Source organism: Rhizobium sp. CFBP 8752 (assembly GCF_014842035.1).
Taxonomy (GTDB): domain Bacteria; phylum Pseudomonadota; class Alphaproteobacteria; order Rhizobiales; family Rhizobiaceae; genus Neorhizobium; species Neorhizobium soli.
Window position 1 is genome coordinate 1 of record NZ_JACYUZ010000006.1, and the last position, 25,294, is coordinate 25,294.

The following is a 25,294-nucleotide window of genomic DNA, read 5'->3' on the forward strand; positions in this document are numbered from 1 at the left end:
CTAAAACGTCACAAAACCCAAGAGCCAAACCGTAACCCGGCCCCAATCAGCATCCGCCAATCTTTTTAGGTTTTCACCGAAACGAAGAAGTCCGTCGCTAGCAGCGCCGCCGCCCTCATTCAGTGAGCGGGTTATAGATCCGAGGCCCCGAGCAAGTCAACAGGGGTTTTTCAAAAATGTCATTTTTCTTTCACAACCCCTCGGAAGCCACTGATGCGGCATAGAATTTGGGCAGTGATGACAAAGCGGGCAGTTGTGGTGGAGCATCCTCTCTTTGCGGAAGTGGCTATTCCTATGTCAGGACGGATTGCTAGAAGAGGTCCGTTCCAGCCCAACTTCCCTGGTTGCCCTATCCGGTCTTCGAGGGCTAGCTCCCGCGTCGTGGCGCGTATCTGTCTATATATAGAGAGCGTTCAAAAGCGAGTTCAGGAATGTCTGCGTCATCACCTTCTGCATCGTCAGGCGCGGCCCTCATCGCAGGGCTGCCGAAGCTTCCGGTATCGGATGTGCTTCCTCAGATCCTGTCGGCGCTCAGCAACGGCAACCGGGCTGTCATCTCCGCCCCGCCGGGCGCCGGCAAGACGACGCTGGTGCCGCTGGCACTTCTCTTTGAACCGTGGTGCGGGGGCAAGATCATCCTGCTTGAACCGCGGCGGCTTGCGGCGCGCGCCGCAGCAGCACGCATGGCGTCTCTTATAAGAGAAGAGGTGGGCGGTCGCGTCGGTTACCGGATGCGGCTCGACAACCGGGTGTCTTCGGCAACCCGGATCGAGGTAGTCACCGAAGGCGTGTTTGCACGCATGGTCCTCGACGATCCCGAACTTGCTGGCGTCTCCGCTGTCATCTTCGACGAATTCCACGAACGCTCGCTCGATGCGGATTTCGGGCTGGCGCTTGCGCTCGATGTCCAATCGGCGCTGCGGGAAGACCTTCGCATCCTCGTGATGTCGGCGACGCTAGATGTCGAGCGGGTCGCCGGGCTGCTTTCCGATCCGCCCGTTATAGTCAGCGAGGGACGAGGCCACCCGATCGAGATCCGCCATCAAGACAGGCCGGCGGGCGAGCGGATCGAGGATACGGTCTCGCGCGCGATCATTGAAGCGCACCGATCGGAAACCGGCTCCATCCTTGTCTTTCTGCCGGGCCAAGGGGAAATCCTGCGCACGGCTGAGCGGCTGCAGGGTCGCTTCGGCCCGGAAACGCTGGTCGTGCCGCTCTACGGCAATCTTTCTCAGCGCGATCAGGATCTGGCGATCCGGCCCTGCCCTGCCGGACAGCGCAAGATCGTGCTCGCGACCTCGATCGCCGAGACCTCGATCACCATCGACGGGGTGCGCCTCGTGATCGACAGCGGTTTGCAGCGGCTGCCGGTGTTCGAGCCCTCGACCGGCATTACCAGACTGGAGACCGTTCGGGCCTCGCGCGCTTCGGCCGATCAGCGTGCCGGGCGTGCGGGGCGAACCGAACCGGGTATCGCCATCCGTCTGTGGCATGCCGGCCAGACGGCGGCCCTGCCCGCATTCACACCACCGCAGATCCTTGCGAGCGATCTCTCTAGCCTCGTCCTCGACCTTGCCCATTGGGGCGTGGAGGATCCGGCATCGCTGGCGTTTCTCGATCCGCCGCCCGCCGCTGCCTTCAAGGAGGCGAAAAGCCTTCTCACTCAGCTTGGCGCCTTCAATGAGCAGGGGCGGCTGACGGCGCGGGGCAAGACCATGCGCGACATGGCGCTGCCGCCGCGGCTTGCGGCGATGACGATTTCGGCGGCAGACGACGGCCACGGAAGGCAGGCCTGCCTGCTTGCCGTGCTCCTGACCGAACAGGGTCTTGGCGGATCGGATGTGGATCTCGACGAGAGGCTGAGACGGTTTCGCAATGAAAAGGGCGAGCGCGCCGACGCCGCAAGGCGGCTTGCGGACCGGATCGCCTCAGGTCTCCCCCGCAAGGCGCAACCGGGTTTGCCAGCGACAGCCGGCCAGCTTCTGCTGCACGCCTATCCGGACCGGGTGGCGATCCAGCGCGGCGGGCGCGGGCGGTTCGTGATGGCAAACGGCCGCGGGGCGGAACTGCCCGAAACCGAGCGGCTTGCCGGTGCAACGATGCTTGTCATCGCCGATCTTTCGGGGCGGGCCGTCAAAGCGCGGATCCTTGCCGCGGCCGAAACCAGTCGTGCCGAGATCGAAGCCGAGCTCGACGATCTGATCGTTCGCCAGGACGAGACGGTGTTCGACCGCCAGAGCCTGAAGCTGCGGGCCCGAAAGGTGACCCGGCTTGGCGCCATCGTGTTCGAGGAAAAGCCCCTGCCCCGCAAAACGGGCGAAGCCGCTGCCTTGGCACTTGCCGAGGGTGTGCGGGAGCTTGGGCTTCAGGTCCTGCCGTTTTCCAAGGACGGCACGCAGCTGCGCGAGAGGCTGGGTTTCCTTTACCGGACGATCGGTGCGCCCTGGCCTGACATGGATGACGCAGCACTCCTTGATCGGCTTGCCGAATGGTTCGTTCCGTTTCAGGGCCAGGCCTCCGGCATCGACGCGATCCAGCCCGGCAGTCTTTCAGAAGGGCTGCGCTCGCTTGTTCCCTACGACATCCTGCAGGATATGGGACGCCTGGCGCCGACGCATTTCGAGGCGCCGACCGGACAGCGGCATCCGATCCGCTACGATGGAGACGAGCCGACCCTGTCGATCCGGGTTCAGGAACTGTTCGGGCTGAAGACCCATCCGGCTGTAGCGGGCGGGCGCCTGCCGCTGCTGCTCGAACTGACATCGCCCGCGCACCGGCCGATCCAGACGACAAGAGACCTCCCCGGTTTCTGGTCAGGATCGTGGAAGGATGTGCGCGCCGACATGCGAGGACGCTATCCGAAACATCCGTGGCCGGAAGATCCGGCAGAGGCTCTGCCCACGGCGCGGGCGAAACCGCGCGGGACATGATAGGCAGACGTGACAGAATGCCGCCTGCGACCACGAGATGCGGCGCGCTATGAAAAGCGTCGTGACAGTCGAAGCGGAAAGCGGGACATAGAAGAGATGGCGACCAGAGACATGTCCGGCGACGAGATGGCGACCAGCGAAAGCGGCGTCATCGCCCTTTCCGATGCGGTGCGCAGCCGATCCAGCCGGCGGATGCGCCTGCAGACGCTGGTGCGGCTGCGCTGGCTTGCGGTTGCCGGACAGACGGCAACGGTGGTGATCGTCGCGTTCGTGCTGCAGTTCCCGCTGCCCCTGATGGAGGCGGCAATCCTGATCGCGGCGCTTGCTGTGGCGAACCTTACCCTCTCGGCCTGGTTTCCAGCGACGCATCGGCTGGGACCGCGGTCCGTCATTGCGCTTCTGGGCTTCGATCTGCTGCAGATGGCCTCGCTGCTGTTTATCACCGGTGGCCTTGCCAATCCCTTCGCGCCGCTGATCTGCGTGCCGGTGATCATTTCGTTTGCCTCGCAACCCTTGCGCCATTCGATCATGCTGATCGTGTTTGCCCTGATCTGCACCACCACGATCGCCTTTTCGCCGTTCGATGTGCCCTGGTATGCGGGCCAGACGCTGGAGACGCAGCCGGTGATGCAGATCGGCGTCTGGTGCGCGATCGCCTCGATGATGATGTTTGCGGCCTTTTATGCCTATCGCGTCTCGAGCGAAGCGGCGCTGCTGGCGGATGCGCTGGCTGCAACCGAACTGGTGCTGGAGCGGGAAAAGCACCTGTCGCAGCTCGACGGACTGGCGGCAGCGGCAGCCCACGAGCTTGGAACGCCGCTTGCCACGATCAGCGTCGTTGCCAAGGAAATGCTGCGCGACCTTCGCGAAGACGACCGGTTTCGCGAAGACGTCCTTTTGCTGCGCAGCCAGAGCGAGCGCTGCCGCGATATCCTGCGCCGGCTCACATCGCTGTCGACCGAGAGCGAGGAGCATATGCGCCGTCTGCCGCTGTCGTCGCTGATCGAGGAGGTGATTGCGCCGCATCGGCAATTCGGCATCGATGTGGAACTCGTCGAAAAAAGCGATATTGCCGGCGAGCCGGTCGGCAACCGCAACCCGGCCATTCTCTATGGTCTCGGCAACCTCGTCGAGAATGCCGTCGATTATGCCAGGGACAAGGTCACGGTGACCACCGAACACACGGCGTCGCGGGTTGCCATCACCATCGAGGATGACGGGCCGGGCTATGCGCCTGACATTCTCGCCCATATCGGCGAGCCGTATATGACCACACGGTCGCGCGAAAACGAAAGTGCGGGCGGGCTCGGGCTCGGGCTCTTCATCGCCAAGACGCTGCTGGAGCGATCGGGGGCATCGCTCAAGTTCGGCAACCGCGATGCCGGCAAGGCAGGCGCCCGGATCCGGATCGAATGGCCGCGCAGCCTGATGGACCGGCCGGCGATAAAATGAGTGGCCGCTTTGCCAACGCGACCCATATTGAAGTGCAGCAACGGACCGTTGTCCGTGGAGACAGACGATGGATACGAATTCTGAAAACATGCCCGCCCTCGACGATGCCCAGCTCGGAGACGATCCTTTCCTGCTGCTCGTCGATGACGATGGCCCGTTCCTGCGGCGTCTGGCGCGCGCCATGGAAAGCCGCGGCTTTATCGTGGATGCAGCGGAATCGGTCGCCGAAGGGATCGCCAAGGCCGAAGCCCGGCCGCCGAAATATGCCGTGGTCGATTTGCGGCTGGGTGACGGCAACGGTCTCGACGTGATCGAAGCCATCCAGAAGTCCGGTTCGGACACCAAGATCGTGGTGCTGACCGGCTACGGCAATATCGCGACCGCGGTGACGGCTGTTAAGCTTGGAGCGCTCGACTATCTGTCCAAGCCTGCGGATGCGGACGATGTGTTCAACGCCTTGATGCAGCGCCCGGGCGAAAAGGCGGATGTGCCCGAGAACCCGATGTCTGCCGATCGGGTGCGCTGGGAACATATCCAGCGCGTCTACGAGGCATGCGAGCGCAATGTTTCGGAAACCGCAAGGCGGCTGAACATGCACCGGCGCACGCTGCAGCGGATACTTGCCAAGCGCGCACCGAAGTAAGTCTCGCCGGTCAGATGTCGTCGAAGCTTTTGCCGGTCGCCCATTCGGCCAGCATCAGCCTTCGCGCGGCGAGACGGGAGAAATTCAGCATGATCGATTTGCGCGATGCGGGCGCCAGCTTGTGTTCCGGTGCCTCGCGCATCTGGTGGGCGCCGTAGCCATCGGACAGGAACAGGCCGCAATCCTCCGGGAAGATATCGAGCGGAACGTCCTTGTGGGTGGCGAAGAACAGCCGGTCGCAGGAGGCGCGGTAATCTGGCCATTTGCGATCGACCCGGAAGTCCTCGATGGACGTCTTGATCTCGATGATCCAGATCTCGCCCTTCTCCGACACTGTAATCAGATCGGCGCGGCGACCATTTGAAAGCGCCATTTCCGGAAGAATGGCATGCCGCATGTCATGGAGCAGGATCTGCATGCCCCGGCGGACCATCATGGCCCGCGACGACTGACGGCCGTCGACCAGCGGGTTATTATTGGCAATATTCAATATCGTCATGCACTTGACCTGTCACAGCCCCTCCGGGGGGTTACGGATGTTGCAAAAAGGACATTGCCTTTTGCATTCGTGGAAGCGCGATCCCCTGGCTCACTGCTATCGCTTGCCAAGCGCTGCGCTATGGAAAATAACGGGTCCGAAGGCGCCTGAGCGCCCATTTCAATCGATTCGTACATCAAGAGACATCCATGCGCTTTCGCAACAGCATGCTCGCACTCGGCCTGTTGGCAACCTCTGCCCTGGCCGGCTGCTCCACTACGTCCGACACACCCCGGACGGTCGCCCAGGCCGAAGCTCCGGTCCGTATCGAGACGGCGCAGATCTTTACCGATTCGTATGGGTCGATCACCGATGCAGGTTACACCCTGCCGGCGATCCCGATCAACCGGGTGAAGCCGCAGTTCGTTCGCCAGGTCGTCAATTACGAGACGAATGAGCGGCCGGGAACGGTCATCGTCAACACCCGCGAGCGTCATCTCTATTTCATCCTGCCGGGTGGTCGTGCGATGCGCTATGGTATCGGCGTCGGCAAGCAGGGCTTCGCATGGTCGGGTACCGCCTATGTTGCCTGGAAGCAGGAATGGCCGAACTGGCATCCGCCGAAGGAAATGGCAGTGCGCAAGCCGGACATCGCCCGTTATGTCGAAAACGGCATGGGCCCCGGTCTGTCGAACCCGCTTGGTGCACGCGCCATGTATCTGTTCAACGAAAAGGGCCAGGACACACTGTTCCGCCTGCATGGAACGCCGGAATGGGCCTCGATTGGCACCGCCGCTTCGTCGGGCTGCATCCGTCTGATGAACCAGGACGTGATCGACCTCTACAGCCGCGTCCGTCCGGGCCGCAACACCAAGGTCGTCGTGATCCAGTAAGGGTTCAACGCCTGCAAATACAAAAGCCGCCGAGGATTTCCCGGCGCCTTTTTTGTGTCTGAGCGACGGGCTGGATCAGCCGGCTTGCGCTTTCAGTTCCAGTCTGCGGCGATGGAGCACCGGTTCGGTATAACCATTCGGCTGTTCGCGGCCCTTGAGGACCAGTTCGAGCGCTGCCTGGAAGGCGACCGAGGCGTCGAAGTTAGCTGCCATCGGTGTATAGAGCGGATCGCCTTCGTTCTGGCCATCGACCACAGCCGCCATCCGCTTCAGCGTCTCGACGATCTGCTCTTCGGTGACGAGCTTGTGGTGCAGCCAGTTGGCCATATGCTGCGACGAGATGCGCAATGTCGCCCGGTCTTCCATCAGCGCGATGTCGTTGATATCCGGCACCTTGGAGCAGCCGACGCCCTGGTCGATCCAGCGCACGACGTAGCCGAGAATGCCCTGCGCATTGTTGTCGAGTTCGCGCTGGATTTCTTCCGGCGTCCAATTCGGCCGCGAGGCGACCGGAACCGACAGGATATCGGAGAGCTTCGCACGGGTACGGGTCTTCAACCCCTTTTGGACCTCTGCCACATCAACCTTGTGATAGTGGGTGGCATGCAAAGTGGCGGCCGTCGGTGACGGGACCCAGGCGGTGTTGGCGCCCGCTTTCGGGTGACCGATCTTCTGCTCCAGCATCGCCGCCATCAGATCCGGCATCGCCCACATGCCCTTGCCGATCTGTGCATGGCCGGACAGCCCGCAGGCGAGACCGATATCGACATTCCAGTTCTCATAGGCCGCAATCCAGGCCGCCTGCTTCATGTCGCCCTTGCGGATCATCGGGCCGGCTTCCATCGAGGTGTGGATCTCGTCGCCGGTGCGGTCGAGGAAGCCGGTGTTGATAAACACGACGCGCTCCTTCGCGGCGCGGATCGCTTCCTTGAGGTTGATCGTGGTGCGGCGCTCTTCGTCCATGATGCCCATCTTCATGGCATTGTCGGCAAGGCCGAGCGCCTGTTCGACGCGCGTGAAGATCTCGGCTGCGAAGGCCACTTCTTCCGGCCCGTGCATCTTCGGCTTGACCACATACATGGAGCCGAGCTTCGAATTCTTGCGGCGGCCGGTGATGCCGCCATCCTTGCGACCGATGTCGTGGATGGCGATCAGCGCCGTGACGACAGCATCCATGATGCCTTCGGGCACTTCATGGCCGTCGCGGTCGAGAATGGCCGGGTTGGTCATGAGGTGGCCGACATTGCGGATCAGCGTCAGCGAGCGGGCTTTGACTTCGACGGTTGCGCCATTGGGCGCCGTATAGTCAAAATCCGGGTTGAGCGTGCGCAGGAAGTTCTTGCCACCCTTGGCAACCTCTTCCGCTAGATCGCCCTTCATCAGGCCGAGCCAGTTGCGATAGACGGCAACCTTATCCTCAGCGTCGACAGCCGCGACCGAATCTTCGCAGTCCATGATTGTGGTGATCGCCGATTCGATCCTGACATCGGAAATGTGAGCCGGATCGTCCTTGCCGATCGCGGTTGCCGGATCGATGACGATTTCGACATGTAGGTTGTTTCTGACGAGCAGGATCCGGTTCGGCTCGCCCAGATAGCCGGCAAACTGCGTCGGATCGGTCAGGCCTGTCACCTCGCCGTTCGACAGCGTCACGAACAGGGCCGAATCTTCCACCTTGAAGGAGGCTGCATCCTTCCAGCTGGCGCCGGAAAGCGGGGCCGACTGATCGAGGAAGTCGCGCACCCAGGCGATTACCTGTTTGCCGCGAACCGGATTGTAGCCCTTGCCCTTGTCGGCACCATCTGTTTCAGGGATGGCGTCCGTGCCGTAAAGCGCATCGTAGAGCGAACCCCAGCGCGCATTGGCTGCGTTCAGTGCATAGCGTGCATTCATCACGGGGACGACGAGCTGCGGGCCGGCGATGCCGGCAATTTCCGGATCGACGTTTTCCGTCGAGACCTGGAAATCGGGTCCTTCGGGAAGAAGATAGCCGATCTCGCGCAGGAATTCCTCGTAGGCAGCCAGGTCGTTCGGTGCACCGTGCTTGCGGTACCACTCGTCGATCTCGAGCTGAAACGCATCGCGCCTGGACAGAAGCGCCCGGTTCTTCGGCGCAAGGTCGTGAACGATCGCGGAAAACTCGGCGAAGAAATGGTCGGCATCAATACCGGTCTCGGGAAGCGCTTCCGTAACCAGAAAGTCGTGCAGCTTCTGATCGATCTGCAGTCCGTTTTTTTCGATGCGAGTCATGCCGCGCCTCCCGTATGATTTTTTGGTGACATGCAGATTGCCCGCAAGACCTTGTCTGTCAATCGCCGACGATGCCATCGACCATGAAATCATGGGCCGATATGGACCGCTTACAAGAGGTGTTTCACGTGGAGCGCCGCCGGGTGACCTTCATCGGTATTCCGTCCTGCGGCTGGGTGGTAAGCTTTTGAACCGGCCAGACTTTGGTGCCCGGCACCACATCGAACCGGTAACTCTTCATCAACACGGCAAGCGCGATCACCGCCTCCTGCATGGCAAAGACGGCACCGATGCAGGTCCGCGGCCCTGCCCCAAACGGCAGGTACTGGAAGCGATTGATATTGCCGCGGTTTTCCGGAAGGAAGCGTTCCGGCATGAAAGCACGCGGCTTTTCCCAATAGAGTTCATGCCGATGCAGCGTCCATGGCATGACGAGAACCGTCACGCCCGCATCGATGGTCACGGTCTCGCCCGTCGGGCTGGTCCAGCGATCGCCACGGATTGCCGCGCGGTTGATGGAGGGCGCCGGCGGATAGAGCCGCAGCGCTTCCTCGAAAGCGGCCCTCACCCAGGGCATTCTCTCCAGCCAGTCGACCGGTTCGGCCCCTTCGCTCAAGACCTGATCGATCTCCGTTTCCATCGCATCGCGCACATGCGGCGACTGGCCGACGCAATACAGCGTCCAGGCGAGCGCCCTCGCCGTCGTTTCGTGGCCGGCGCCGATGAAGGTCAGGATATTGTCTTCGATTTCCGCCATCGTCAGGCCGTCGGGCCCTTCGAGCTGCAGCAGCAATGTTAGAAAATCCTGCGGTACGGTATCCGGCGTCTCGCGGATCCGCTTCTGGCGCTGGATCATGGTATCGGCGACGACCTTGCGGAACTTGTCCAGCACGCGCTGGCCACCGATCCGCGTCACGCGCGGTACCCAAGGAGGGGCGCGCAGAAGATCCATCGGATCGACACGGCCCATGCGATGCAGCAGGCTGTCGACGTCATCGGAAAATTTCTCGCTCTCGGTGACGATCTCGCCGGAAAACAGTGTCTCGGAAAGGATGGCGAACGCAAGTTCCGTCATGTCGACCGAGATGTCGTGGACCGCGCCCGAAGGATGGTCGGCCGCATACTTCTCGACATACTCCTCCGACTTCGCCAGCATCTGGCCGGCAAAACCGCGGGAGTGGCGCGGCGTGAACACCGGTGCCATCGCCTTGCGCGAGCGCTTCCACACGGGCCCTTCCGCCGTCAGCAACCCGTCACGCAGGATCGGCCGCAGGATGAGCTGACGGATCTCCGACATCTCGTAATTGGCGGAATTATCGACAAGAATGTGCCGGATAAGGCCCGGATCGTTGACGATGAGGGTGCGTTCTTTCAGGAACTTCGTCTCGATCCAGGGAAGCGTGTAGGACGGCTTTCCCCACAGTTCGAGCGGATTGCGCATCACGGTGCGGATGACTTCCAGCCGCGACGGCGGGACGGTGCGCGGCTCCGGTGCCGGTGGCACGAAAGGTTCGGGGCGCATGTCCATATGAAGGGTCCTCATCTTTAAGAGATGAAGAACATATCAGAACTCAGAAGAGCGATTTCAACTCGGCGATCTTGTCGTTGACCAGCCAGCCGTAATAATTCTCTTCCGGCAAACCGCCGCGCGCCCTCAAGGCTGCCGCCCGTTGTGCCGAGCCGCCGGTGTTATAGAGAGTGGCTGTGATGCCGGGATTGCGGGAGATATCGACATTCGCAATCGTCTTGTAGTCGTCGATCGAACGGCGGATGTTCGCCGCCATGTAGGCGAGCGACTTGTCCGGGTCCATGATCGCGTCATAGACTTCCGATGCCTTGTTCTCGTCCAGCTTCGGGTAACCGGAAACGCGGGCGACGGTGTCTGAAAACATCATCGCCGTCAGCGGATTGAGCTGGCCGAGGCCGAAGGTCTGGCCGGCATAGAAGGGCTGGAAGAAGACCGCGCTGAAACGATTGTCCGGAAACGCCTTGCCATCGACCTTGCGGCCACGGAAAGCGTCTTCCCAGACATTTTCCCGGCAGGTCCAGAGACGGTAGGAGTCGAGCCCCGTGCTGCATTTTGCAAATTGCGGGCGGTCGAGAAAATCCTTGATCGATTCGTCGTCGTAGCCGAAGCGGAAACTGTTGCCGGCATAGGCGGCAGCCTTGATGTAATAGGTCTGCAACCGGTCATAGGCATCGACATTATAGGTGTGCTCGCCAACGATCGCGCCGACGATATGGATCGGATCGAAGCCGTAGGCCGCTGCCGCAGATCTGATCTTGCCGATCAGTTTCTTGTCGGTTGCGAGCAGATCGCGGATCTTTTCATACTTGTCGTCGAACGTGGTGCGGCCGGCGCGGGTTCGGCGCACGGAGGCACCCGGCACTTTCGGCTGCACCGTATTGCGGTTGCCTTCCGGCACGATGGTCACCGCGGCCGCGTAGGTCGTGGAAGCGGCCGTCCATGCGACGGTCATCAGAAATGCAAGCAGGAGGCGTTTCAAAATTGTCGTGTCCCAATTACGGTCTGCACTGATAACGCTCCAGACGCCGAAACAGTCAGGCGGGGGAGAGCGGCGCATCACGAAAGCGCGTCACCCTTACGTGAAGAGATGCTGTAATGTCGAGAGAGTGGCATTCAAAATAGCGTCACTGCCAAGGCGAGCAGCAGCCGGTCGTTGCCCGGCTGCCACGAATTCAAGGTCAGAGGATGTAACGCGACAGGTCGGTATCGTTGGCGAGATCGCCGACATGCTTGCGGACATATTCGGCATCGATCGTGATCGCCGTGCCGCCCTGATCGGGCGCGGTGAAGGAAATCTCGTCCAGCACGCGCTCCATCACCGTCTGCAACCGGCGAGCACCGATATTCTCGACGGTGGAGTTGAGATGCACCGCGACATCGGCCAGCGCGTCGAGCGCGTCATCGGTAAAGTCGAGCGCCAGATCTTCCGTGCCCATCAGCGCCTTGTACTGCCGGATCAGGCTTGCCTCGGTTTCCGTCAGGATGCGGCGGAAATCTTCCTTCGTCAGCGGCTTCAGTTCAACGCGGATCGGCAGGCGACCCTGAAGCTCCGGCAGAAGGTCAGACGGCTTCGACACGTGGAAGGCGCCGGAAGCGATGAACAGGATATGATCGGTCTTCACCGGTCCGTATTTGGTCGAGACCGTGGTGCCCTCGACAAGCGGCAACAGGTCGCGCTGCACGCCTTCACGTGAAACACCGGCGCCCATGCCGCCGTCACGGGCAGCGATCTTGTCGATCTCGTCGAGGAACACGATGCCGTCATTTTCGACCGAACGCACCGCTTCGCGCTGGATCACCTCGTTGTCGATCAGCTTGTCGGATTCGTCGCGCACCAGTTCGCCGTAGGACTTGGCAACGGTGGTCTTGACCTTCTTGGTGCGCCCACCCATCGCCTTACCGAACATGTCGGAGAGGTTGAGAACGCCGATATTGCCGCCCGGCATGCCGGGAATGTCGAAGCCGGGCATGCCCGAGCTGGTGTCGGCCACCTCGATCTCGATTTCCTTCTCGTCAAGCTCGCCGCTGCGCAGGCGCTTGCGGAAACTGTCGCGGGTGGCAGGAGAGGCCGTCGATCCGACGAGCGCATCGAGCACGCGCTCCTCGGCACTTGCCTGCGCCTTCGCCTGCACTTCGGTGCGTTTTTTCTCACGGATCAGGCCGATGCCGATCTCGACGAGATCGCGGATGATCTGTTCGACGTCACGCCCGACATAGCCGACCTCGGTGAACTTGGTGGCTTCCACCTTAATGAAGGGAGCGCCGGCTAGCTTTGCAAGGCGACGAGAGATCTCCGTCTTGCCGACGCCGGTCGGCCCGATCATCAGGATGTTCTTCGGCATGACTTCGTCACGCAGGCTTTCGTCCAGCTGATGACGGCGCCAACGGTTTCGAAGCGCAATGGCAACGGCGCGCTTGGCGTCGTGCTGGCCAATGATGTGGCGGTCGAGCTCGGAAACGATTTCCCGGGGAGAAAAATTGGTCATGAGTTCCTCTTGGCGTCCCTCGTCAACCGTCCTGTCAGGCCCGGCCCGTGAGAGATCCTCTGGCTTGGATGGCGTTATTCGGCGTCGAGCGTTTCGACGACGAGATTGTGATTGGTGTAGACGCAGATATCGGCCGCGATATCGAGCCCCTTGCGGGCAACCTCTTCGGCCGACATGTCCGTGTCCATCAGCGCGCGCGCCGCCGCATAGGCATAGTTTCCGCCAGAGCCGATGGCGATCGTGCCGTGTTCGGGCTCCAGCACATCGCCGTTGCCGGTGACGGCGAGCGTGATCGACTTGTCGGCAACCAGCATCATCGCTTCGAGATTGCGCAGATATTTGTCGGTGCGCCAGTCTTTGGCAAGTTCGACGGCGGCGCGCATCAGCTGGCCGGGATACTGTTCGAGCTTCTTTTCGAGGCGGTCGAGAAGCGTGAAGGCATCGGCCGTGGCGCCTGCGAAACCGGCAATCACATCGCCGGTCTTGCCGATGCGGCGCACCTTGCGGGCATTGCCCTTCATCACCGTCTGGCCGAGGCTCACCTGACCGTCACCGGCCATCACCACCTTGCCGCCCTTTCGGACCGTAATAATCGTTGTCATTCCATCTACCTCTAAAAGCCCCTGGAGGGCGCCTTCGATTGCGAGCCCCAGCGACGTTCATGGCGGCTCCGTTGTGACCTATGTAAGTGGGCATCCGCCGAATACAATCTTGCCGAAACAGCACAGCGTACCGGCCGCGCGTCGGCCGTGCTTTTGCTGGATATTTGATCTGCCGCCTGATATGGAGCGCGCAGAATAAGCATGGGTGACATGATGGTCGATACGACAGCCGCACGCACGGGAAGCGTTTCCCGCAAGACCAACGAGACCTCCGTTTCGGTTTCCGTCAATCTTGACGGCACCGGCACGTCAAAGATTTCGACGGGCGTCGGGTTTTTCGACCATATGCTGGACCAGCTTTCGCGCCATTCGTTGATCGACATGGAGATCGACGTGAAGGGCGACCTTCATGTCGACGATCACCATACGGTGGAAGATACAGGCATCGCGATTGGCCAGGCCATTTCCAAGGCGCTCGGCGACAGGCGCGGCATTGCCCGCTATGCCTCGCTCGATCTCGCCATGGACGAAACGATGACGAAGGCTGCGGTTGACGTGTCTGGCCGGCCTTTCCTGGTCTGGAACGTTTCGTTCTCGGCACCGAAGATCGGCACGTTCGATACGGAACTGGTGCGGGAATTCTTCAACGCGCTGGCCCAGAATGCCGGGATCACGCTGCATATCCTCAACCATTACGGCGCCAACAACCATCATATCGCCGAGACCTGCTTCAAATCCGTGGCGCGCGTGTTGCGCATCGCGACCGAAATCGATCCGCGGCAGGCCAATCGCGTTCCTTCGACCAAGGGTACGCTTGCCTGACGCTTCCAGGAGTTTCATCCTTGAGAAGCTATCTCGTTCTGACGCCGAAAAATGGCCCCGACAGGGAGCACCGTTCCACCATCATCATGCCGGACGGCTTTTCATGGCCGGCATTTCTGCTCTCCTGGATCTGGCTTTTCTGGCACCGGATGTGGATTGCCGGCGCGATTGCACTCGCCATCCAGATCGGCAGCGGCGTTCTTTCGACCATGCCGGGCTTTGCGATCGGTGGCTGGCTGCTCGGCTTTGCGATGAACCTCATCGTTGCGCTGGAAGGGCGGCATCTCTATTCGCAGTCCCTGCAGCGCCGCGGTTACACGCTTGAGACCGTCGTGTTTGCGCAGGACAGAAGCACGGCCGAGGAGATGTATTTCTCCAATCTGCCGCAGCCTGAACCGAGCGCCATGCCTACTCTTTCCGAATGGGCACCACAGACGAACACCCCTTCCCCCGCCGCTGCAGGATGGCAGAGTTCCGGCGCCGGACTTTTCGATCACGGAGGACGCTGATGCGCGTCGCAATCATCGACTACGGATCCGGCAATCTCCGATCCGCTACCAAAGCTTTCGAACGCGCCGCCCGCGAGGCCGGCATCGACGCTGAAATCGACCTCACCGACAAGCCCGATGCCGTGGCCACGGCCGATCGCATCGTTCTTCCAGGCGTCGGCGCCTATGCCGATTGCCGGGCGGGGCTCGATGCCGTTTCGGGGATGCACGAGGCGCTGATCGAGGCCGTCGAGACAAACGCACGCCCCTTCCTCGGGGTCTGCGTCGGCATGCAGCTGATGTCCTCGCGCGGACTTGAAAAGACCACGAGCGAAGGTTTCGGCTGGATCAAGGGCGACGTCGTCGAGATGACGCCGTCCGATCCAGGCCTGAAGATCCCGCAGATCGGCTGGAACACGCTGGAGCTCGCTAACCCGCATCCTTTGTTCGATGGCATTCCGACCGGGCCGGATGGGCTGCACGCCTATTTCGTGCATTCCTACCACCTTGCCGCCGCCAACCCTTCCGACGTCATCGCCACGACCGAATACGGTGGCGCCATGACTGCCTTCGTCGGACACGACAACATGGTGGGGGCACAATTCCATCCGGAAAAGAGCCAGACGCTCGGCCTCGCCCTGATTTCCAACTTCCTGCGCTGGAAGCCCTAACATGATTCTTTTCCCGGCTATCGACCTCAAGGACGGCCAGTGCGTGCGCCTCAAGCTTGGCGACATGGAACAGGCGACCGTCTACAATCCGGACCCGGCCGACCAGGCCAAGGCCTTTGAGGACCAGGGTTTCGAGTGGTTGCATGTGGTGGACCTCAACGGCGCCTTTGCCGGCGAAAGCGTCAACGGCGCGGCCGTCGATGCGATCCTGAAGGTAACGAAGAACCCGGTCCAGCTCGGCGGCGGCATCCGGACGCTCGAGCATATCGAGGCATGGCTTAGCCGCGGATTGGCGCGTGTCATTCTCGGGACCGTCGCGGTTCGAGATCCTGCTCTCGTCATCGAGGCATGCAAGAAGTTTCCGGGCCAGGTCGCCGTCGGCATCGATGCCAAGGGTGGCAAAGTGGCGGTGGAAGGCTGGGCGGAAGCGTCCGAGCTGGGCGTGATCGAGCTTGCCAAGAAATTTGAAGGCGCTGGTGTTTCGGCAATCATCTATACCGACATCGACCGCGACGGGATCCTCGCCGGCATCAACTGGGCCTCGACGCTGGAACTGGCGGATGCAGTTTCCATTCCCGTCATCGCGTCGGGCGGGCTTGCCTCGATGGACGATATCCACCGCATGCTGCAGCCGGATGCGGCCCGTCTCGAAGGCGCGATTTCCGGGCGAGCGCTCTATGACGGCCGGATCGATCCTGACGAAGCGCTTTCGCTGATTCGCGCCGCGAGAGGAGAAGCCGCATGACGCTCAAAGCCCGTGTCATTCCCTGCCTCGACGTGAAGGACGGCCGTGTCGTCAAGGGCGTCAATTTCGTGGACCTGATCGATGCCGGCGATCCGGTCGAGGCCGCAAAAGCCTATGACGCTGCCGGTGCCGACGAGCTCTGCTTCCTCGATATCACCGCGTCGTCCGATAATCGCGACACGATCTTCGATGTCGTGGCCCGCACCGCCGAACACTGCTTCATGCCGCTGACCGTTGGCGGCGGCGTTCGCGCCATTGCCGATATCCGCAAGCTGTTGCTGGCCGGGGCCGACAAGGTCTCGATCAACTCCGCTGCAGTGAACAATCCGGATTTCGTCTACGAAGCTGCCAACAAGTTCGGCAACCAGTGCATCGTCGTGTCGATCGATGCCAAGCGGGTGTCCGCATCAGGCGAGAGCGATCGCTGGGAGATCTTCACCCATGGCGGACGCACTGCGACCGGGATCGATGCTGTCGAGTTTGCGCGAAAGATGGTCGAGCGCGGCGCCGGCGAGTTGCTCGTGACCTCGATGGACCGCGACGGCACGAAGATCGGCTACGATCTGGCGCTGACCCGCACGATTGCCGATTCGGTTCGCGTTCCCGTCATCGCCTCGGGCGGCGTCGGCACGCTGGACGATCTCGTTGCGGGCGTGAAAGAGGGCCATGCGACCGCCGTTCTCGCCGCCTCGATTTTCCACTTCGGGACCTATTCGATTGGCGAGGCAAAGCGCTATATGGCCGACCATGGCATTGCCATGCGGCTCGACTGATATTCGGGACGGGAGGAGACGGTTTTGAGTGAATTCACCCTCGGCGATCTCGAGAGGATCGTTGCGCAGCGCGCGAAAGCCCCGCCTGAGGAATCCTGGACCGCCAAGCTCGTGGCGGCCGGGCAGACCAAGGCTGCCAAGAAGCTAGGCGAAGAGGCGGTGGAAACCGTGATCGCCGCGGTGGCGCAGGACCGGCACGATCTCGTGTCTGAAAGTGCGGACCTTCTCTATCATCTTATGGTCGTATTGAACATTGCCGACATCCCGTTGCAGGATGTGCTCGCCGAACTTCAGCGCAGGACAGGCCAGACAGGCCTGCAGGAAAAGGCGAGCCGAGCTCCTTCATGAACATCGTTTCGACGCCTGAAAAGCATGATGTGGATATCCCGGAGAGCGGTGTGAACGCGGAATACTACTCGCCCTACCACCACTTCACCGCCGAGGAATGGGCGAAGTTTCGGGCCGACACGCCACTGACGCTGAAGGCCGAGGAAATCGCCCGGCTGCGCTCGCTGGACGATCCGATCAACATCGACGAGGTCCGGCGCATCTATCTGTCGTTGTCGCGGCTTCTTTCGACCCATGTCGAAGCCTCGCAGCGGCTTTACCGGCAGCGCAACCGGTTTCTGACCCTTCCGGATGTATCAAAGACCCCGTTCATCATCGGCGTTGCCGGGTCGGTCGCGGTCGGCAAGTCGACCACCGCACGCGTGCTGAAGGAACTGCTTGCCCGCTGGCCAGCAAGCCCCAAGGTCGACCTGATCACGACCGACGGTTTTCTCTATCCAAATGCGGTTCTACAGCGTGAAAACCTGATGCAGCGCAAGGGTTTTCCCGAGAGCTACGATATCGGCCAGATCCTGCGGTTTCTTTCGGCGATCAAGGCCGGCGAGAAGAACGTCAAGGCGCCGCGCTACTCGCATCTGACCTATGACGTGCTTCCGGGCGAATATACGCTGGTGGACCGTCCCGACATCCTGATCTTCGAAGGCATCAATGTGCTGCAGTCGCGGGCACTGCCTGTTGACGGCAAGATCGTGCCGATCGTGTCTGACTTCTTCGACTTCTCGATCTATATCGACGCGGACGAGGAGCAGATCCACCAGTGGTACGTCCAGCGATTCATGAAACTGCGGCAGACGGCCTTTCGTGAGCCGACATCCTTCTTCAACAAGTATGCGGCAATCAGTGAGGCTGAGGCCCTTGCCGTTGCCGAAGGTCTCTGGGAAAACATCAACCTCAAGAACCTGCGCCAGAACATCATCCCGACGCGGCCGCGTGCGGATATCATTCTTCGCAAGGGTCGCGACCACTTCATCGAGACGGTGGCTTTGAGAAAACTGTAGGCTGTCCATCGAGACCCATCACACGATGGATCTTCGATCGTCAGCTATTGACCCTTCGCAGTGTCAGATTGATGCGACCGCCGTTCTTGAGAAGCGTCGACGTGCCGGGATAGATCCGGTCGACCCCGTGAAACGCCAGCCGCCCTTCCCCACCCAGGACCACGATATCGCCGCTCGAGAGCTTGAAGGAACCCGTCGGATCCTTCCGGTCGACCCCGCCGACCCGAAACAGGCAGGTATTGCCGAGCGAGATGGAAAGGACCGGCGCGTTCAGGTCTGATTCGTCCTTGTCCTGATGCAGGCCCATCTTTGCGTCGTCGGAATAGAAATTGACGAGGCAGGCCTCCGGCGGCTTGTCGTAGCCGGCAAGGGTTTCCCAGAGCTCCATCAGTTCCGAGGGAATGGCGGGCCACGGTCTGCCCGTCTGCGGATGGACCTCCTGGTAGCGGTAGCCGCGCTCCTTGTCCGTCACCCAGCCGAGCTTGCCGCAATTCGTCATCCGGACCGACATCGGTTTTCCGGTGCCCGGCATGGCTGGGACGTAGAGCGGGGCCTCGGCGACGATGGCGCGGATGACCTCGACCAGATGTTCCTGGGCGGCGCGGTTCAGATGGTCCGGCAGATGCCGGATGCCGTTTGCCAAAGTCGCCATATCGTTCCTCCCATCGACCTGCCCGTCAGTCGCCGTTCGGCTTGCCGCGCATCTTCTTGACATCAGAACGGCCGGATTTTGCCTTGAGCCGCCGCTCCACGGAGCCCTTGGTCGGCTTGGTCTTTCGGCGTGGCGGTGGTGGCGGTTCGGCAGCCTTGAGGATCAGTTCCTTCAGCCGGTCGCGCGCATCCTCGCGGTTGCGCTCCTGGCTTCGAAACCGGTTGGCCTCGATCATCAGCACGCCGTCCTTGGATACCTTCCGGCCGGCGAGCTTGATCGCGGCTTCCTTGATCCGTTCGGGCAGCGACGGCGAATTGACGAGATCGAAGAACAGCTGGACCGCCGTCGAGACCTTGTTGACGTTCTGGCCGCCCGGACCTCCTGCAAGCACGAACTGCTCGGTGAGCTCCCATCCGGCGATGGTGATGCGGGTGTTGATCTCGAGAGGATTGCTGGCCATGGCCGTATTTCCCACAAACCGAAGCAAAAGAAAACCGCCGGCTCAGAGGGAGCCGACGGTTGAAATGTTCCACGTGAATCCTTGAGGGCCGAAGTGGCCTTCAGAATTATTCGGCGGCGATCTTCAGGCCGGGCGCTGCGTCGCGGACCTTGCTGTCGACGTGGTCTTCGAACTTCTCGAAGCTCTTGATGAACATCGAGACCAGCTTGGCTGCCTGGTTGTCGTAGGCCTGTCCGTCGGACCAGGTCGAACGCGGATCGAGAATGGACGTTTCGACGCCATCGACGGCGACCGGAACGGCAAAGCCAAAATTGGCATCCGTGCGGAACTCGGCATCCTTGAGGCTACCGTTCAGGGCTGCGGAAAGAAGAGCGCGCGTCGCCTTGATCGGCATGCGGCGACCGGTGCCGTAGGCGCCGCCCGTCCAGCCCGTGTTGACCAGCCAGCAATCGACGCCATGCTTGGCGATCAGGTCCTTCAGGAGGTTGCCGTATTCAGCTGGATGGCGGGGCATGAATGGCGCGCCAAAGCAGGTCGAGAACGTCGCTTCCGGCTCCGTGACACCCTTTTCCGTGCCAGCCACCTTGGCGGTGTACCCGGACAGGAAGTGGTACATGGCCTGTTCCGGGGACAGCCTCGCGATCGGTGGCATCACGCCGAACGCATCTGCCGTCAGCATGATGATCGTCTTCGGGTGCGGCGCGAGACCGGTTTCCGATGCGTTCGGAATGAAATGCAGCGGATAGGCACTGCGGGTGTTTTCCGTCAGCGAATTGTCGTCGAAATCGGGAACGCGGTTGTCGTCGAGCACGACGTTTTCCAGGACCGTGCCGAAACGGCGGGTTGCCGCGTAGATTTCGGGTTCGGCTTCAGCGGAAAGCTTGATCGCCTTGGCGTAACAGCCGCCTTCGAAGTTGAAGACGCCGTTTTCGCCCCAGCCATGCTCGTCGTCACCGATCAGCGTGCGGGTCGGGTCGGCGGAAAGCGTGGTCTTGCCGGTGCCCGAGAGACCGAAGAACACGGCGGTATCGCCTTCGCTGCCAACATTGGCGGAGCAATGCATCGGCATCACGCCCTTGGCCGGCAGGAGATAGTTGAGAACGGTAAAGACCGACTTCTTGTTTTCGCCGGCATAGGACGTGCCGCCGATCAGCACGAGACCGTTTTCCAGATCGCAGGCGATCACGGTTTCGGAGCGGCAGCCGTGACGGGCCGGATCGGCCTTGAAGCTCGGCAGGTTGATGATCGTCAGCTTCTGTTCGAAACCTTCCAACGTATCGCGCTTGGGGCGGATGAGGAGGTTGCGGATGAACAGCGCATGCCAGGCAAGCTCTGTGACGACGCGGGTCGGAAGCGCGTTTGCTTCATCGGCGCCGCCGATCAGATCCTGGACGAACAGGGTCTTGCCGCTGGCATGGGCCAGCATGTCAGCCTTCAGCACGGCAAAGTGCTCGGGCGACATCGGCTTGTTGTTGTCCCACCAGATCTTGTCTTCGGTACCCGCGTCGCGGACGACGAATTTGTCCTTGGGCGACCGGCCGGTATGCTGTCCGGTGCGAGCCCTCAACGCGCCGTCGATCGTCAGATCGGCTTCGCCCCGGCGAATCGCTTCTTCGTAAAGCTCGACTTCGCTGAGATTGTAATTCACACGCGATGCATTGCCGAGACCGATGTCTGCGAGCCCGTTCGATGGGTTGTGAAGTCCAAACTGCTCCATACGCGCGCTCCTTTTTGTGGATTGAACCTGCGCGGAACCTAGAGCGGGTTTTTAAAAAGGGCAAGATAATTCTGAAATAGCGTAATAATATCAGTTATTTAATCGATTTAAAAAATTTTATTCTCGATTAAATCGGTTTACGAGGGTTTTCTGTTCGCCGTTTCTGAGGGTCTTTCACGACCTGCAGACTGTGTTTGGCTCATTGGGACAAAGGTCCCTACCGACCGTGCGCCTCTTGGCGTTGCCACAATTTGTTCCACCTTTATACTGAAGAAGCGCATGGCTTTCGCCAATTCTGGCTGGGGACATCCAGGAGATGCGCCTATATGACGATGGAGACGGAGAGAATGCAGACAATCGCGCTCGTAGATGACGACCGCAATATCCTGACTTCGGTGTCGATTGCACTGGAAGCCGAAGGGTATAAGGTCGAAACCTATACCGATGGCGCCTCCGCGCTCGACGGGCTGATCGCCCGCCCCCCGCACCTGGCCATCTTCGATATCAAAATGCCGCGCATGGACGGAATGGAGCTGTTGCGACGCCTGCGACAGAAATCCGATCTGCCTGTGATCTTCCTCACCTCCAAGGACGAAGAGATCGACGAGCTGTTCGGGCTCAAGATGGGCGCAGACGATTTCATCACCAAGCCGTTCTCGCAGCGATTGCTGGTCGAGCGCGTGAAGGCGATCCTGCGCCGCTCCAGCGCACGAGAAGCCCAGCAGGCAAGTGGCGGCGTCAAGCCGACCCCGGACCAGTTGGCGGCCCGCACACTGGAACGCGGCCAGCTGGCGATGGACCAGGAACGCCACACCTGCACCTGGAAGGGCGAAGCGGTAACCCTGACGGTGACGGAATTCCTGATCCTGCATTCGCTGGCGCAGCGTCCGGGCGTCGTGAAAAGCCGTGACGCGCTGATGGATGCCGCCTATGACGAACAGGTCTATGTGGACGACCGCACCATCGACAGCCACATCAAACGCCTGCGTAAGAAGTTCAAGATGGTTGACACGGATTTCGACATGATCGAGACGCTGTACGGCGTGGGCTACCGATTCCGCGAGGCTGCGTAACGGTTGCCAGCTCCGAGACCCGGGAGCCTCTAAGAATTCGATCGTGCGGATGCGTAACTTGAAGCCGCCGCGGCACAGGGCTTAGACTGTAAGCTCTCTGGAAGGACTGCACGTGGCAGACCGATTGCATGAAACCGGAACGACCAGACCCGCGAGTGCCGGAATACGCCGCGCCTCACGGCGCTTCTGGTCGCGACCGTTCACGCTCATTCGCCGGGTGTTCGGCCACGCGGTGTTTTCCAGCCTCACCCGCCGCATTCTGTTCTTCAACATCGCGGCGACCGTCGTTCTCGTCGCCGGCATCCTCTATCTCAACCAGTTTCGCGAGGGGTTGATCGATGCCCGCGTCGAGAGCCTGCTGACCCAGGGCGAAATCATTGCCGGCGCGATCTCCGCATCCGCCTCCGTCGATACCAATTCGATCACCATCGATCCGCAGAAGCTTCTCGAACTGCAGGCGGGCCAGAGCATCACGCCGGTGCCGAACGACGAGGACCTCGATTTCCCGATCGACCCCGAACGCGTGGCGCCCGTGCTGCGGCGGCTGATCTCGCCGACCCGCACCCGTGCCCGGCTATTCGATGCGGACGCAAATCTGCTGCTGGATTCCCGCCACCTCTATTCGCGCGGCCAGGTGCTGCGCTTCGATCTGCCGCCGGTTGAAGACCAGTCGCAGACCTGGAGCGAATGGGTTGCCGGCCTGTTCAACCGCATGCTGCAGCCCGGCAACCTGCCGACCTACAAGGAAGCGCCCGGCGGCGATGGCTCGATCTATCCGGAAGTGATGAACGCGCTCACCGGCGTTCGCGGCGCGGTGGTGCGCATTACCGATCGCGGCGAACTGATCGTTTCCGTCGCAGTCCCGGTCCAGAGGTTCCGTGCCGTGCTCGGCGTTCTGCTTCTGTCGACCCAAGCCGGCGACATTGACAAGATCGTGCATGCGGAGCGGCTGGCGATCATGCGCGTCTTCGGCGTCGCAACGCTTGTGAACATTCTGCTGTCGCTGCTTCTGTCGTCCACCATCGCCAATCCGCTGCGCCGGCTTGCGGCCGCTGCCGTTCGGGTGCGTCGCGGTGCCAAGCAGCGAGAAGAGATCCCGGATTTCTCATACCGCCAGGACGAGATCGGCAACCTCTCGATCGCCGTTCGCGACATGACCAACGCGCTCTACGACCGCATCGACGCGATCGAAAGTTTTGCAGCCGACGTGAGCCACGAGCTGAAGAACCCACTGACCTCGCTGCGCAGCGCCGTCGAGACACTGCCGCTCGCCAAGTCCGAGGCCTCGAAACAGAAGCTGACGGATATCATTTTCCACGACGTCCGCCGCCTCGACCGTCTGATCAGCGATATCTCCGATGCATCCCGGCTCGACGCGGAGCTTGCCCGGACCGATTCGGCACCTGTCGGCATGGATACCCTGCTCGGCAACCTCGTCGATATTTCCAGACAGATCCGCACCGGCCGCAAACCGGTCGAGATCGATCTGGTCATCGACGCGAAGGGCGGGCAGAAACCGAATTACCTCGTCAACGGCCACGACCTGCGGCTTGGCCAGATCATCACCAACCTTATCGAAAATGCCCGCTCCTTCGTGCCGGAAAAAGGTGGTCGCATTGCCATCCGCCTCGCCCGGGTCAAGGACAAGGTGGTCGTCACCGTGGATGACAACGGTCCGGGCATTCAGGCCGAAAACATCGATCGCATCTTCGAGCGGTTCTACACCGATCGCCCCGATGGCGAGAGCTTCGGCCAGAATTCGGGCCTGGGACTGTCGATCAGCCGTCAGATCGCCGTGGCGCATGGCGGCTCGCTACAGGCGGAAAACCTTGTCGATCCCCAGACGGAGACGCTCAAGGGTGCGCGCTTCACGCTGTCGCTTCCTTCGGGCGAAGAGCCATGAGCGATACGCAACGGGTCAATATCCATGCAACGGCGATCGTCGTCGGGACCCGCGGCATCCTCTTCACCGGTCCTTCCGGCAGCGGCAAATCCATGCTGGCGTTTGCCTGTCTGAGTGCCGCCAGACGCCAGGGCGTCTTTTCGGCGCTGGTGGCCGACGATCAGGTGTTCGTCTCGCGCGAGAATGATCGCCTCGTCGCACACCGGCCGCAGACGATCGCCGGCCTCATCGAATTGCGCGGCAGTGGCATTATCGAAGTAGACTCCGCCCCGTCAGCTGCCCTCGATCTTGCCGTGCGCGTCCTGTCGTCTCCGAACGACGAACGGTATCCGCCGGACAACGAACGCTTTGCGCTTTCGGGTCTCGGAGACATTCCACTGGTGAGATTATGGTCGCTCTTTCCGGAGCCACTTTCCGCGCTTTCCGGCCTTTTCCCGGCATTTCGAGGGGAGCGACCCTTCTGACCCAATCCGGCTCGCGATTTTTTAACTTGAACTTGATGCGGACATGGCGAAGATGGCTCCCCACCGCTGGACGCCTGTATTGCGTTGCGATATTGGCCGCAAGTTTCCATAGCAGGGGGCAGTTTTCATGATCGGAATTGTGCTTGTCACTCATGGCAAGCTGGCTGAGGAATTTCGACAGGCCGTCGAGCACGTCGTCGGACCTCAGAAATTCATCGAAACCATTTGCATCGGCCCCGAAGACGATATGGACCAGCGGAGGCAGGATATCGTCGATGCGGTCGCGAAGGCCGATGACGGATACGGCGTCATCATCCTCACCGACATGTTCGGCGGTACGCCGTCGAACCTTTCGATCTCGGTGATGGAAAGCGGCAAGACGGAGGTCATCGCTGGCATGAACCTGCCGATGCTGATCAAGCTTGCCGGCGTCCGAAGCGACAACAACATGGAGCGCTCGCTGATCGAGTCCTCCGAGGCCGGCCGCAAATATATCAACGTCGCAAGCCGCGTGCTCAGCGGAAAATAAGAAAGCACTGCAAACGCATGTCTCCCCTTGCCCCACGGCATTTCACAATCGTCAACAAGCGTGGTCTCCACGCGCGAGCATCAGCCAAGTTCGTGCAGATGGTGGAAAGTTTCGAAGCCGATGTGAAGGTTTCAAGGGATGGATCGACAGTCGGCGGCAATTCCATCATGGGCCTGATGATGCTAGCCGCCAGCACCGGCTGTTCGATCGAGGTTTCCGCAAGCGGCCCGCAGGCTGTTGAAGCGCTCGACGCTCTGGAGGCGCTCGTTGCCAACAAGTTCGGCGAAGAAGCTTGATAACCATAGCGACCGAACGGACATAAACATATAAAGACGTCTTTATGTGTTGGTTGCAAGTCGGCCCCAAGCCTGTTACACCGCTGGCGAGAT

Annotated in this window: 25 protein-coding genes; 16 read left to right on the forward strand and 9 right to left on the reverse strand. The window is 61.2% G+C overall.

Annotation, left to right across the window (positions count from 1 at the left end; translation table 11 throughout):
- Window positions 1-431 precede the first annotated feature (431 nt).
- The 3 genes from hrpB (at window position 432) to IFT59_RS22080 (ending at window position 5,025) form a co-directional block, all read left to right on the forward strand.
- Window positions 432-2,930, forward strand: coding sequence for an ATP-dependent helicase HrpB (gene hrpB, locus IFT59_RS22070; protein WP_192088303.1), 2,499 nt, complete (start codon window positions 432-434; stop codon window positions 2,928-2,930).
- A gap of 126 nt (window positions 2,931-3,056) precedes the next feature.
- Complete coding sequence (locus tag IFT59_RS22075; RefSeq protein ID WP_192088383.1) at window positions 3,057-4,382, forward strand: ActS/PrrB/RegB family redox-sensitive histidine kinase; 1,326 nt, start codon at window positions 3,057-3,059, stop codon at window positions 4,380-4,382.
- A gap of 67 nt (window positions 4,383-4,449) precedes the next feature.
- Window positions 4,450-5,025 carry an ActR/PrrA/RegA family redox response regulator transcription factor gene (locus IFT59_RS22080; protein ID WP_062463032.1) on the forward strand — a complete coding sequence of 192 codons (576 nt, stop codon included), beginning with the start codon at window positions 4,450-4,452 and terminating at the stop codon, window positions 5,023-5,025.
- Between the two features lie 10 nt (window positions 5,026-5,035).
- On the opposite strand, the gene IFT59_RS22085 is transcribed toward IFT59_RS22080, so the two are convergent.
- Window positions 5,036-5,524 carry an MmcB family DNA repair protein gene (locus IFT59_RS22085; protein ID WP_113109942.1) on the reverse strand — a complete coding sequence of 163 codons (489 nt, stop codon included), beginning with the start codon at window positions 5,522-5,524 and terminating at the stop codon, window positions 5,036-5,038.
- A 188-nt stretch (window positions 5,525-5,712) separates the two neighbouring features.
- On the opposite strand from IFT59_RS22085, the gene IFT59_RS22090 reads away from it, so the two are divergent.
- Entirely contained in the window at window positions 5,713-6,396 is a 684-nt protein-coding gene (locus tag IFT59_RS22090) for a L,D-transpeptidase (protein WP_113167228.1), read from the forward strand.
- A 75-nt stretch (window positions 6,397-6,471) separates the two neighbouring features.
- Here IFT59_RS22090 and IFT59_RS22095 read toward each other — a convergent pair whose 3' ends face one another.
- The 5 genes from IFT59_RS22095 to hslV all read right to left on the reverse strand — a co-directional run bounded on the left by IFT59_RS22095 (window position 6,472) and on the right by hslV (window position 13,262).
- Window positions 6,472-8,646, reverse strand: coding sequence for a malate synthase G (locus IFT59_RS22095; protein WP_192088304.1), 2,175 nt, complete (start codon window positions 8,644-8,646; stop codon window positions 6,472-6,474).
- 124 nt (window positions 8,647-8,770) lie between these two features.
- Window positions 8,771-10,174, reverse strand: a complete 1,404-nt coding sequence (locus tag IFT59_RS22100; protein WP_192088305.1) for a cytochrome P450 — start codon at window positions 10,172-10,174, stop codon at window positions 8,771-8,773.
- Between the two features lie 43 nt (window positions 10,175-10,217).
- Window positions 10,218-11,153, reverse strand: coding sequence for a DUF1402 family protein (locus IFT59_RS22105; RefSeq protein ID WP_062463019.1), 936 nt, complete (start codon window positions 11,151-11,153; stop codon window positions 10,218-10,220).
- 199 nt (window positions 11,154-11,352) lie between these two features.
- Entirely contained in the window at window positions 11,353-12,660 is a 1,308-nt protein-coding gene (gene hslU / locus IFT59_RS22110) for an ATP-dependent protease ATPase subunit HslU (protein WP_062577159.1), read from the reverse strand.
- 74 nt (window positions 12,661-12,734) lie between these two features.
- Window positions 12,735-13,262: an ATP-dependent protease subunit HslV gene (hslV, locus tag IFT59_RS22115; protein ID WP_062463013.1), complete on the reverse strand. Its 528-nt coding sequence runs from the start codon at window positions 13,260-13,262 to the stop codon at window positions 12,735-12,737.
- A 213-nt stretch (window positions 13,263-13,475) separates the two neighbouring features.
- Here hslV and hisB point away from each other — a divergent pair, with 213 nt between their 5' ends.
- The 7 genes from hisB to coaA are packed head-to-tail and all read left to right on the forward strand — an operon-like array spanning window position 13,476 to window position 18,107.
- The gene (gene hisB, locus IFT59_RS22120; protein WP_062577203.1) at window positions 13,476-14,084 is read left to right on the forward strand and encodes an imidazoleglycerol-phosphate dehydratase HisB; all 609 of its coding nucleotides are present in this window, start codon (window positions 13,476-13,478) and stop codon (window positions 14,082-14,084) included.
- 20 nt (window positions 14,085-14,104) lie between these two features.
- Complete coding sequence (locus IFT59_RS22125; RefSeq protein WP_113167231.1) at window positions 14,105-14,593, forward strand: DUF2628 domain-containing protein; 489 nt, start codon at window positions 14,105-14,107, stop codon at window positions 14,591-14,593.
- Window positions 14,593-15,243 carry an imidazole glycerol phosphate synthase subunit HisH gene (gene hisH / locus IFT59_RS22130; RefSeq protein WP_113167232.1) on the forward strand — a complete coding sequence of 217 codons (651 nt, stop codon included), beginning with the start codon at window positions 14,593-14,595 and terminating at the stop codon, window positions 15,241-15,243. Before IFT59_RS22125 ends, hisH begins: the two co-directional genes overlap by 1 nt.
- Window position 15,244: 1 nt before the next feature.
- Window positions 15,245-15,988 (forward strand): 1-(5-phosphoribosyl)-5-[(5-phosphoribosylamino)methylideneamino]imidazole-4-carboxamide isomerase, encoded by a 744-nt coding sequence (gene hisA / locus IFT59_RS22135; RefSeq protein ID WP_192088306.1) that lies wholly within the window; start codon window positions 15,245-15,247, stop codon window positions 15,986-15,988.
- Window positions 15,985-16,761, forward strand: a complete 777-nt coding sequence (gene hisF, locus IFT59_RS22140; protein ID WP_062577152.1) for an imidazole glycerol phosphate synthase subunit HisF — start codon at window positions 15,985-15,987, stop codon at window positions 16,759-16,761. The genes hisA and hisF overlap by 4 nt, the downstream gene beginning before the upstream one ends.
- A 24-nt stretch (window positions 16,762-16,785) precedes the next feature.
- Entirely contained in the window at window positions 16,786-17,109 is a 324-nt protein-coding gene (locus IFT59_RS22145; RefSeq protein ID WP_062577150.1) for a phosphoribosyl-ATP diphosphatase, read from the forward strand.
- Window positions 17,106-18,107 carry a type I pantothenate kinase gene (coaA, locus tag IFT59_RS22150; RefSeq protein WP_192088307.1) on the forward strand — a complete coding sequence of 334 codons (1,002 nt, stop codon included), beginning with the start codon at window positions 17,106-17,108 and terminating at the stop codon, window positions 18,105-18,107. Before IFT59_RS22145 ends, coaA begins: the two co-directional genes overlap by 4 nt.
- 40 nt (window positions 18,108-18,147) lie before the next feature.
- On the opposite strand, the gene IFT59_RS22155 is transcribed toward coaA, so the two are convergent.
- The 3 genes from IFT59_RS22155 to IFT59_RS22165 form a co-directional block, all read right to left on the reverse strand.
- Window positions 18,148-18,759 carry an alpha-ketoglutarate-dependent dioxygenase AlkB gene (locus IFT59_RS22155; RefSeq protein ID WP_192088308.1) on the reverse strand — a complete coding sequence of 204 codons (612 nt, stop codon included), beginning with the start codon at window positions 18,757-18,759 and terminating at the stop codon, window positions 18,148-18,150.
- A 25-nt stretch (window positions 18,760-18,784) separates the two neighbouring features.
- Window positions 18,785-19,219 (reverse strand): alternative ribosome rescue aminoacyl-tRNA hydrolase ArfB, encoded by a 435-nt coding sequence (arfB, locus tag IFT59_RS22160; RefSeq protein WP_062577144.1) that lies wholly within the window; start codon window positions 19,217-19,219, stop codon window positions 18,785-18,787.
- A gap of 106 nt (window positions 19,220-19,325) precedes the next feature.
- Window positions 19,326-20,936: a phosphoenolpyruvate carboxykinase gene (locus IFT59_RS22165; protein WP_192088309.1), complete on the reverse strand. Its 1,611-nt coding sequence runs from the start codon at window positions 20,934-20,936 to the stop codon at window positions 19,326-19,328.
- 347 nt (window positions 20,937-21,283) lie between these two features.
- Here IFT59_RS22165 and IFT59_RS22170 point away from each other — a divergent pair, with 347 nt between their 5' ends.
- From IFT59_RS22170 to IFT59_RS22190, 5 genes are all read left to right on the forward strand, one after another.
- Entirely contained in the window at window positions 21,284-22,009 is a 726-nt protein-coding gene (locus tag IFT59_RS22170; protein ID WP_092665285.1) for a response regulator transcription factor, read from the forward strand.
- A 112-nt stretch (window positions 22,010-22,121) separates the two neighbouring features.
- Window positions 22,122-23,912, forward strand: coding sequence for a stimulus-sensing domain-containing protein (locus IFT59_RS22175; RefSeq protein ID WP_425503250.1), 1,791 nt, complete (start codon window positions 22,122-22,124; stop codon window positions 23,910-23,912).
- Complete coding sequence (locus IFT59_RS22180; protein ID WP_062577137.1) at window positions 23,909-24,376, forward strand: HPr kinase/phosphorylase; 468 nt, start codon at window positions 23,909-23,911, stop codon at window positions 24,374-24,376. Before IFT59_RS22175 ends, IFT59_RS22180 begins: the two co-directional genes overlap by 4 nt.
- Window positions 24,377-24,503: 127 nt before the next feature.
- Complete coding sequence (locus IFT59_RS22185) at window positions 24,504-24,905, forward strand: PTS sugar transporter subunit IIA (RefSeq protein ID WP_174197327.1); 402 nt, start codon at window positions 24,504-24,506, stop codon at window positions 24,903-24,905.
- Window positions 24,906-24,922: 17 nt separating this feature from the next.
- Complete coding sequence (locus IFT59_RS22190) at window positions 24,923-25,201, forward strand: HPr family phosphocarrier protein (RefSeq protein WP_062462974.1); 279 nt, start codon at window positions 24,923-24,925, stop codon at window positions 25,199-25,201.
- The last annotated feature ends 93 nt before the right edge of the window (window positions 25,202-25,294 follow it).

Bases quoted from the DNA above. Each gene is read 5' to 3' on its own strand.
- hrpB (WP_192088303.1), top strand. From the start codon at position 432: ATGTCTGCGTCATCACCTTCTGCATCGTCAGGCGCGGCCCTCATCGCA.
- IFT59_RS22080 (WP_062463032.1), top strand. From the start codon at position 4,450: ATGGATACGAATTCTGAAAACATGCCCGCCCTCGACGATGCCCAGCTC.
- coaA (WP_192088307.1), top strand. From the start codon at position 17,106: ATGAACATCGTTTCGACGCCTGAAAAGCATGATGTGGATATCCCGGAG.
- IFT59_RS22090 (WP_113167228.1), top strand. From the start codon at position 5,713: ATGCGCTTTCGCAACAGCATGCTCGCACTCGGCCTGTTGGCAACCTCT.
- hisH (WP_113167232.1), top strand. From the start codon at position 14,593: ATGCGCGTCGCAATCATCGACTACGGATCCGGCAATCTCCGATCCGCT.
- IFT59_RS22180 (WP_062577137.1), top strand. From the start codon at position 23,909: ATGAGCGATACGCAACGGGTCAATATCCATGCAACGGCGATCGTCGTC.
- hisF (WP_062577152.1), top strand. From the start codon at position 15,985: ATGACGCTCAAAGCCCGTGTCATTCCCTGCCTCGACGTGAAGGACGGC.
- IFT59_RS22155 (WP_192088308.1), bottom strand. From the start codon at position 18,759: ATGGCGACTTTGGCAAACGGCATCCGGCATCTGCCGGACCATCTGAAC.
- IFT59_RS22075 (WP_192088383.1), top strand. From the start codon at position 3,057: ATGGCGACCAGCGAAAGCGGCGTCATCGCCCTTTCCGATGCGGTGCGC.
- hslV (WP_062463013.1), bottom strand. From the start codon at position 13,262: ATGACAACGATTATTACGGTCCGAAAGGGCGGCAAGGTGGTGATGGCC.
- hisB (WP_062577203.1), top strand. From the start codon at position 13,476: ATGGTCGATACGACAGCCGCACGCACGGGAAGCGTTTCCCGCAAGACC.
- IFT59_RS22185 (WP_174197327.1), top strand. From the start codon at position 24,504: ATGATCGGAATTGTGCTTGTCACTCATGGCAAGCTGGCTGAGGAATTT.
- hslU (WP_062577159.1), bottom strand. From the start codon at position 12,660: ATGACCAATTTTTCTCCCCGGGAAATCGTTTCCGAGCTCGACCGCCAC.
- IFT59_RS22190 (WP_062462974.1), top strand. From the start codon at position 24,923: ATGTCTCCCCTTGCCCCACGGCATTTCACAATCGTCAACAAGCGTGGT.
- IFT59_RS22100 (WP_192088305.1), bottom strand. From the start codon at position 10,174: ATGGACATGCGCCCCGAACCTTTCGTGCCACCGGCACCGGAGCCGCGC.
- arfB (WP_062577144.1), bottom strand. From the start codon at position 19,219: ATGGCCAGCAATCCTCTCGAGATCAACACCCGCATCACCATCGCCGGA.
- IFT59_RS22095 (WP_192088304.1), bottom strand. From the start codon at position 8,646: ATGACTCGCATCGAAAAAAACGGACTGCAGATCGATCAGAAGCTGCAC.
- IFT59_RS22165 (WP_192088309.1), bottom strand. From the start codon at position 20,936: ATGGAGCAGTTTGGACTTCACAACCCATCGAACGGGCTCGCAGACATC.
- hisA (WP_192088306.1), top strand. From the start codon at position 15,245: ATGATTCTTTTCCCGGCTATCGACCTCAAGGACGGCCAGTGCGTGCGC.
- IFT59_RS22085 (WP_113109942.1), bottom strand. From the start codon at position 5,524: ATGACGATATTGAATATTGCCAATAATAACCCGCTGGTCGACGGCCGT.
- IFT59_RS22170 (WP_092665285.1), top strand. From the start codon at position 21,284: ATGCAGACAATCGCGCTCGTAGATGACGACCGCAATATCCTGACTTCG.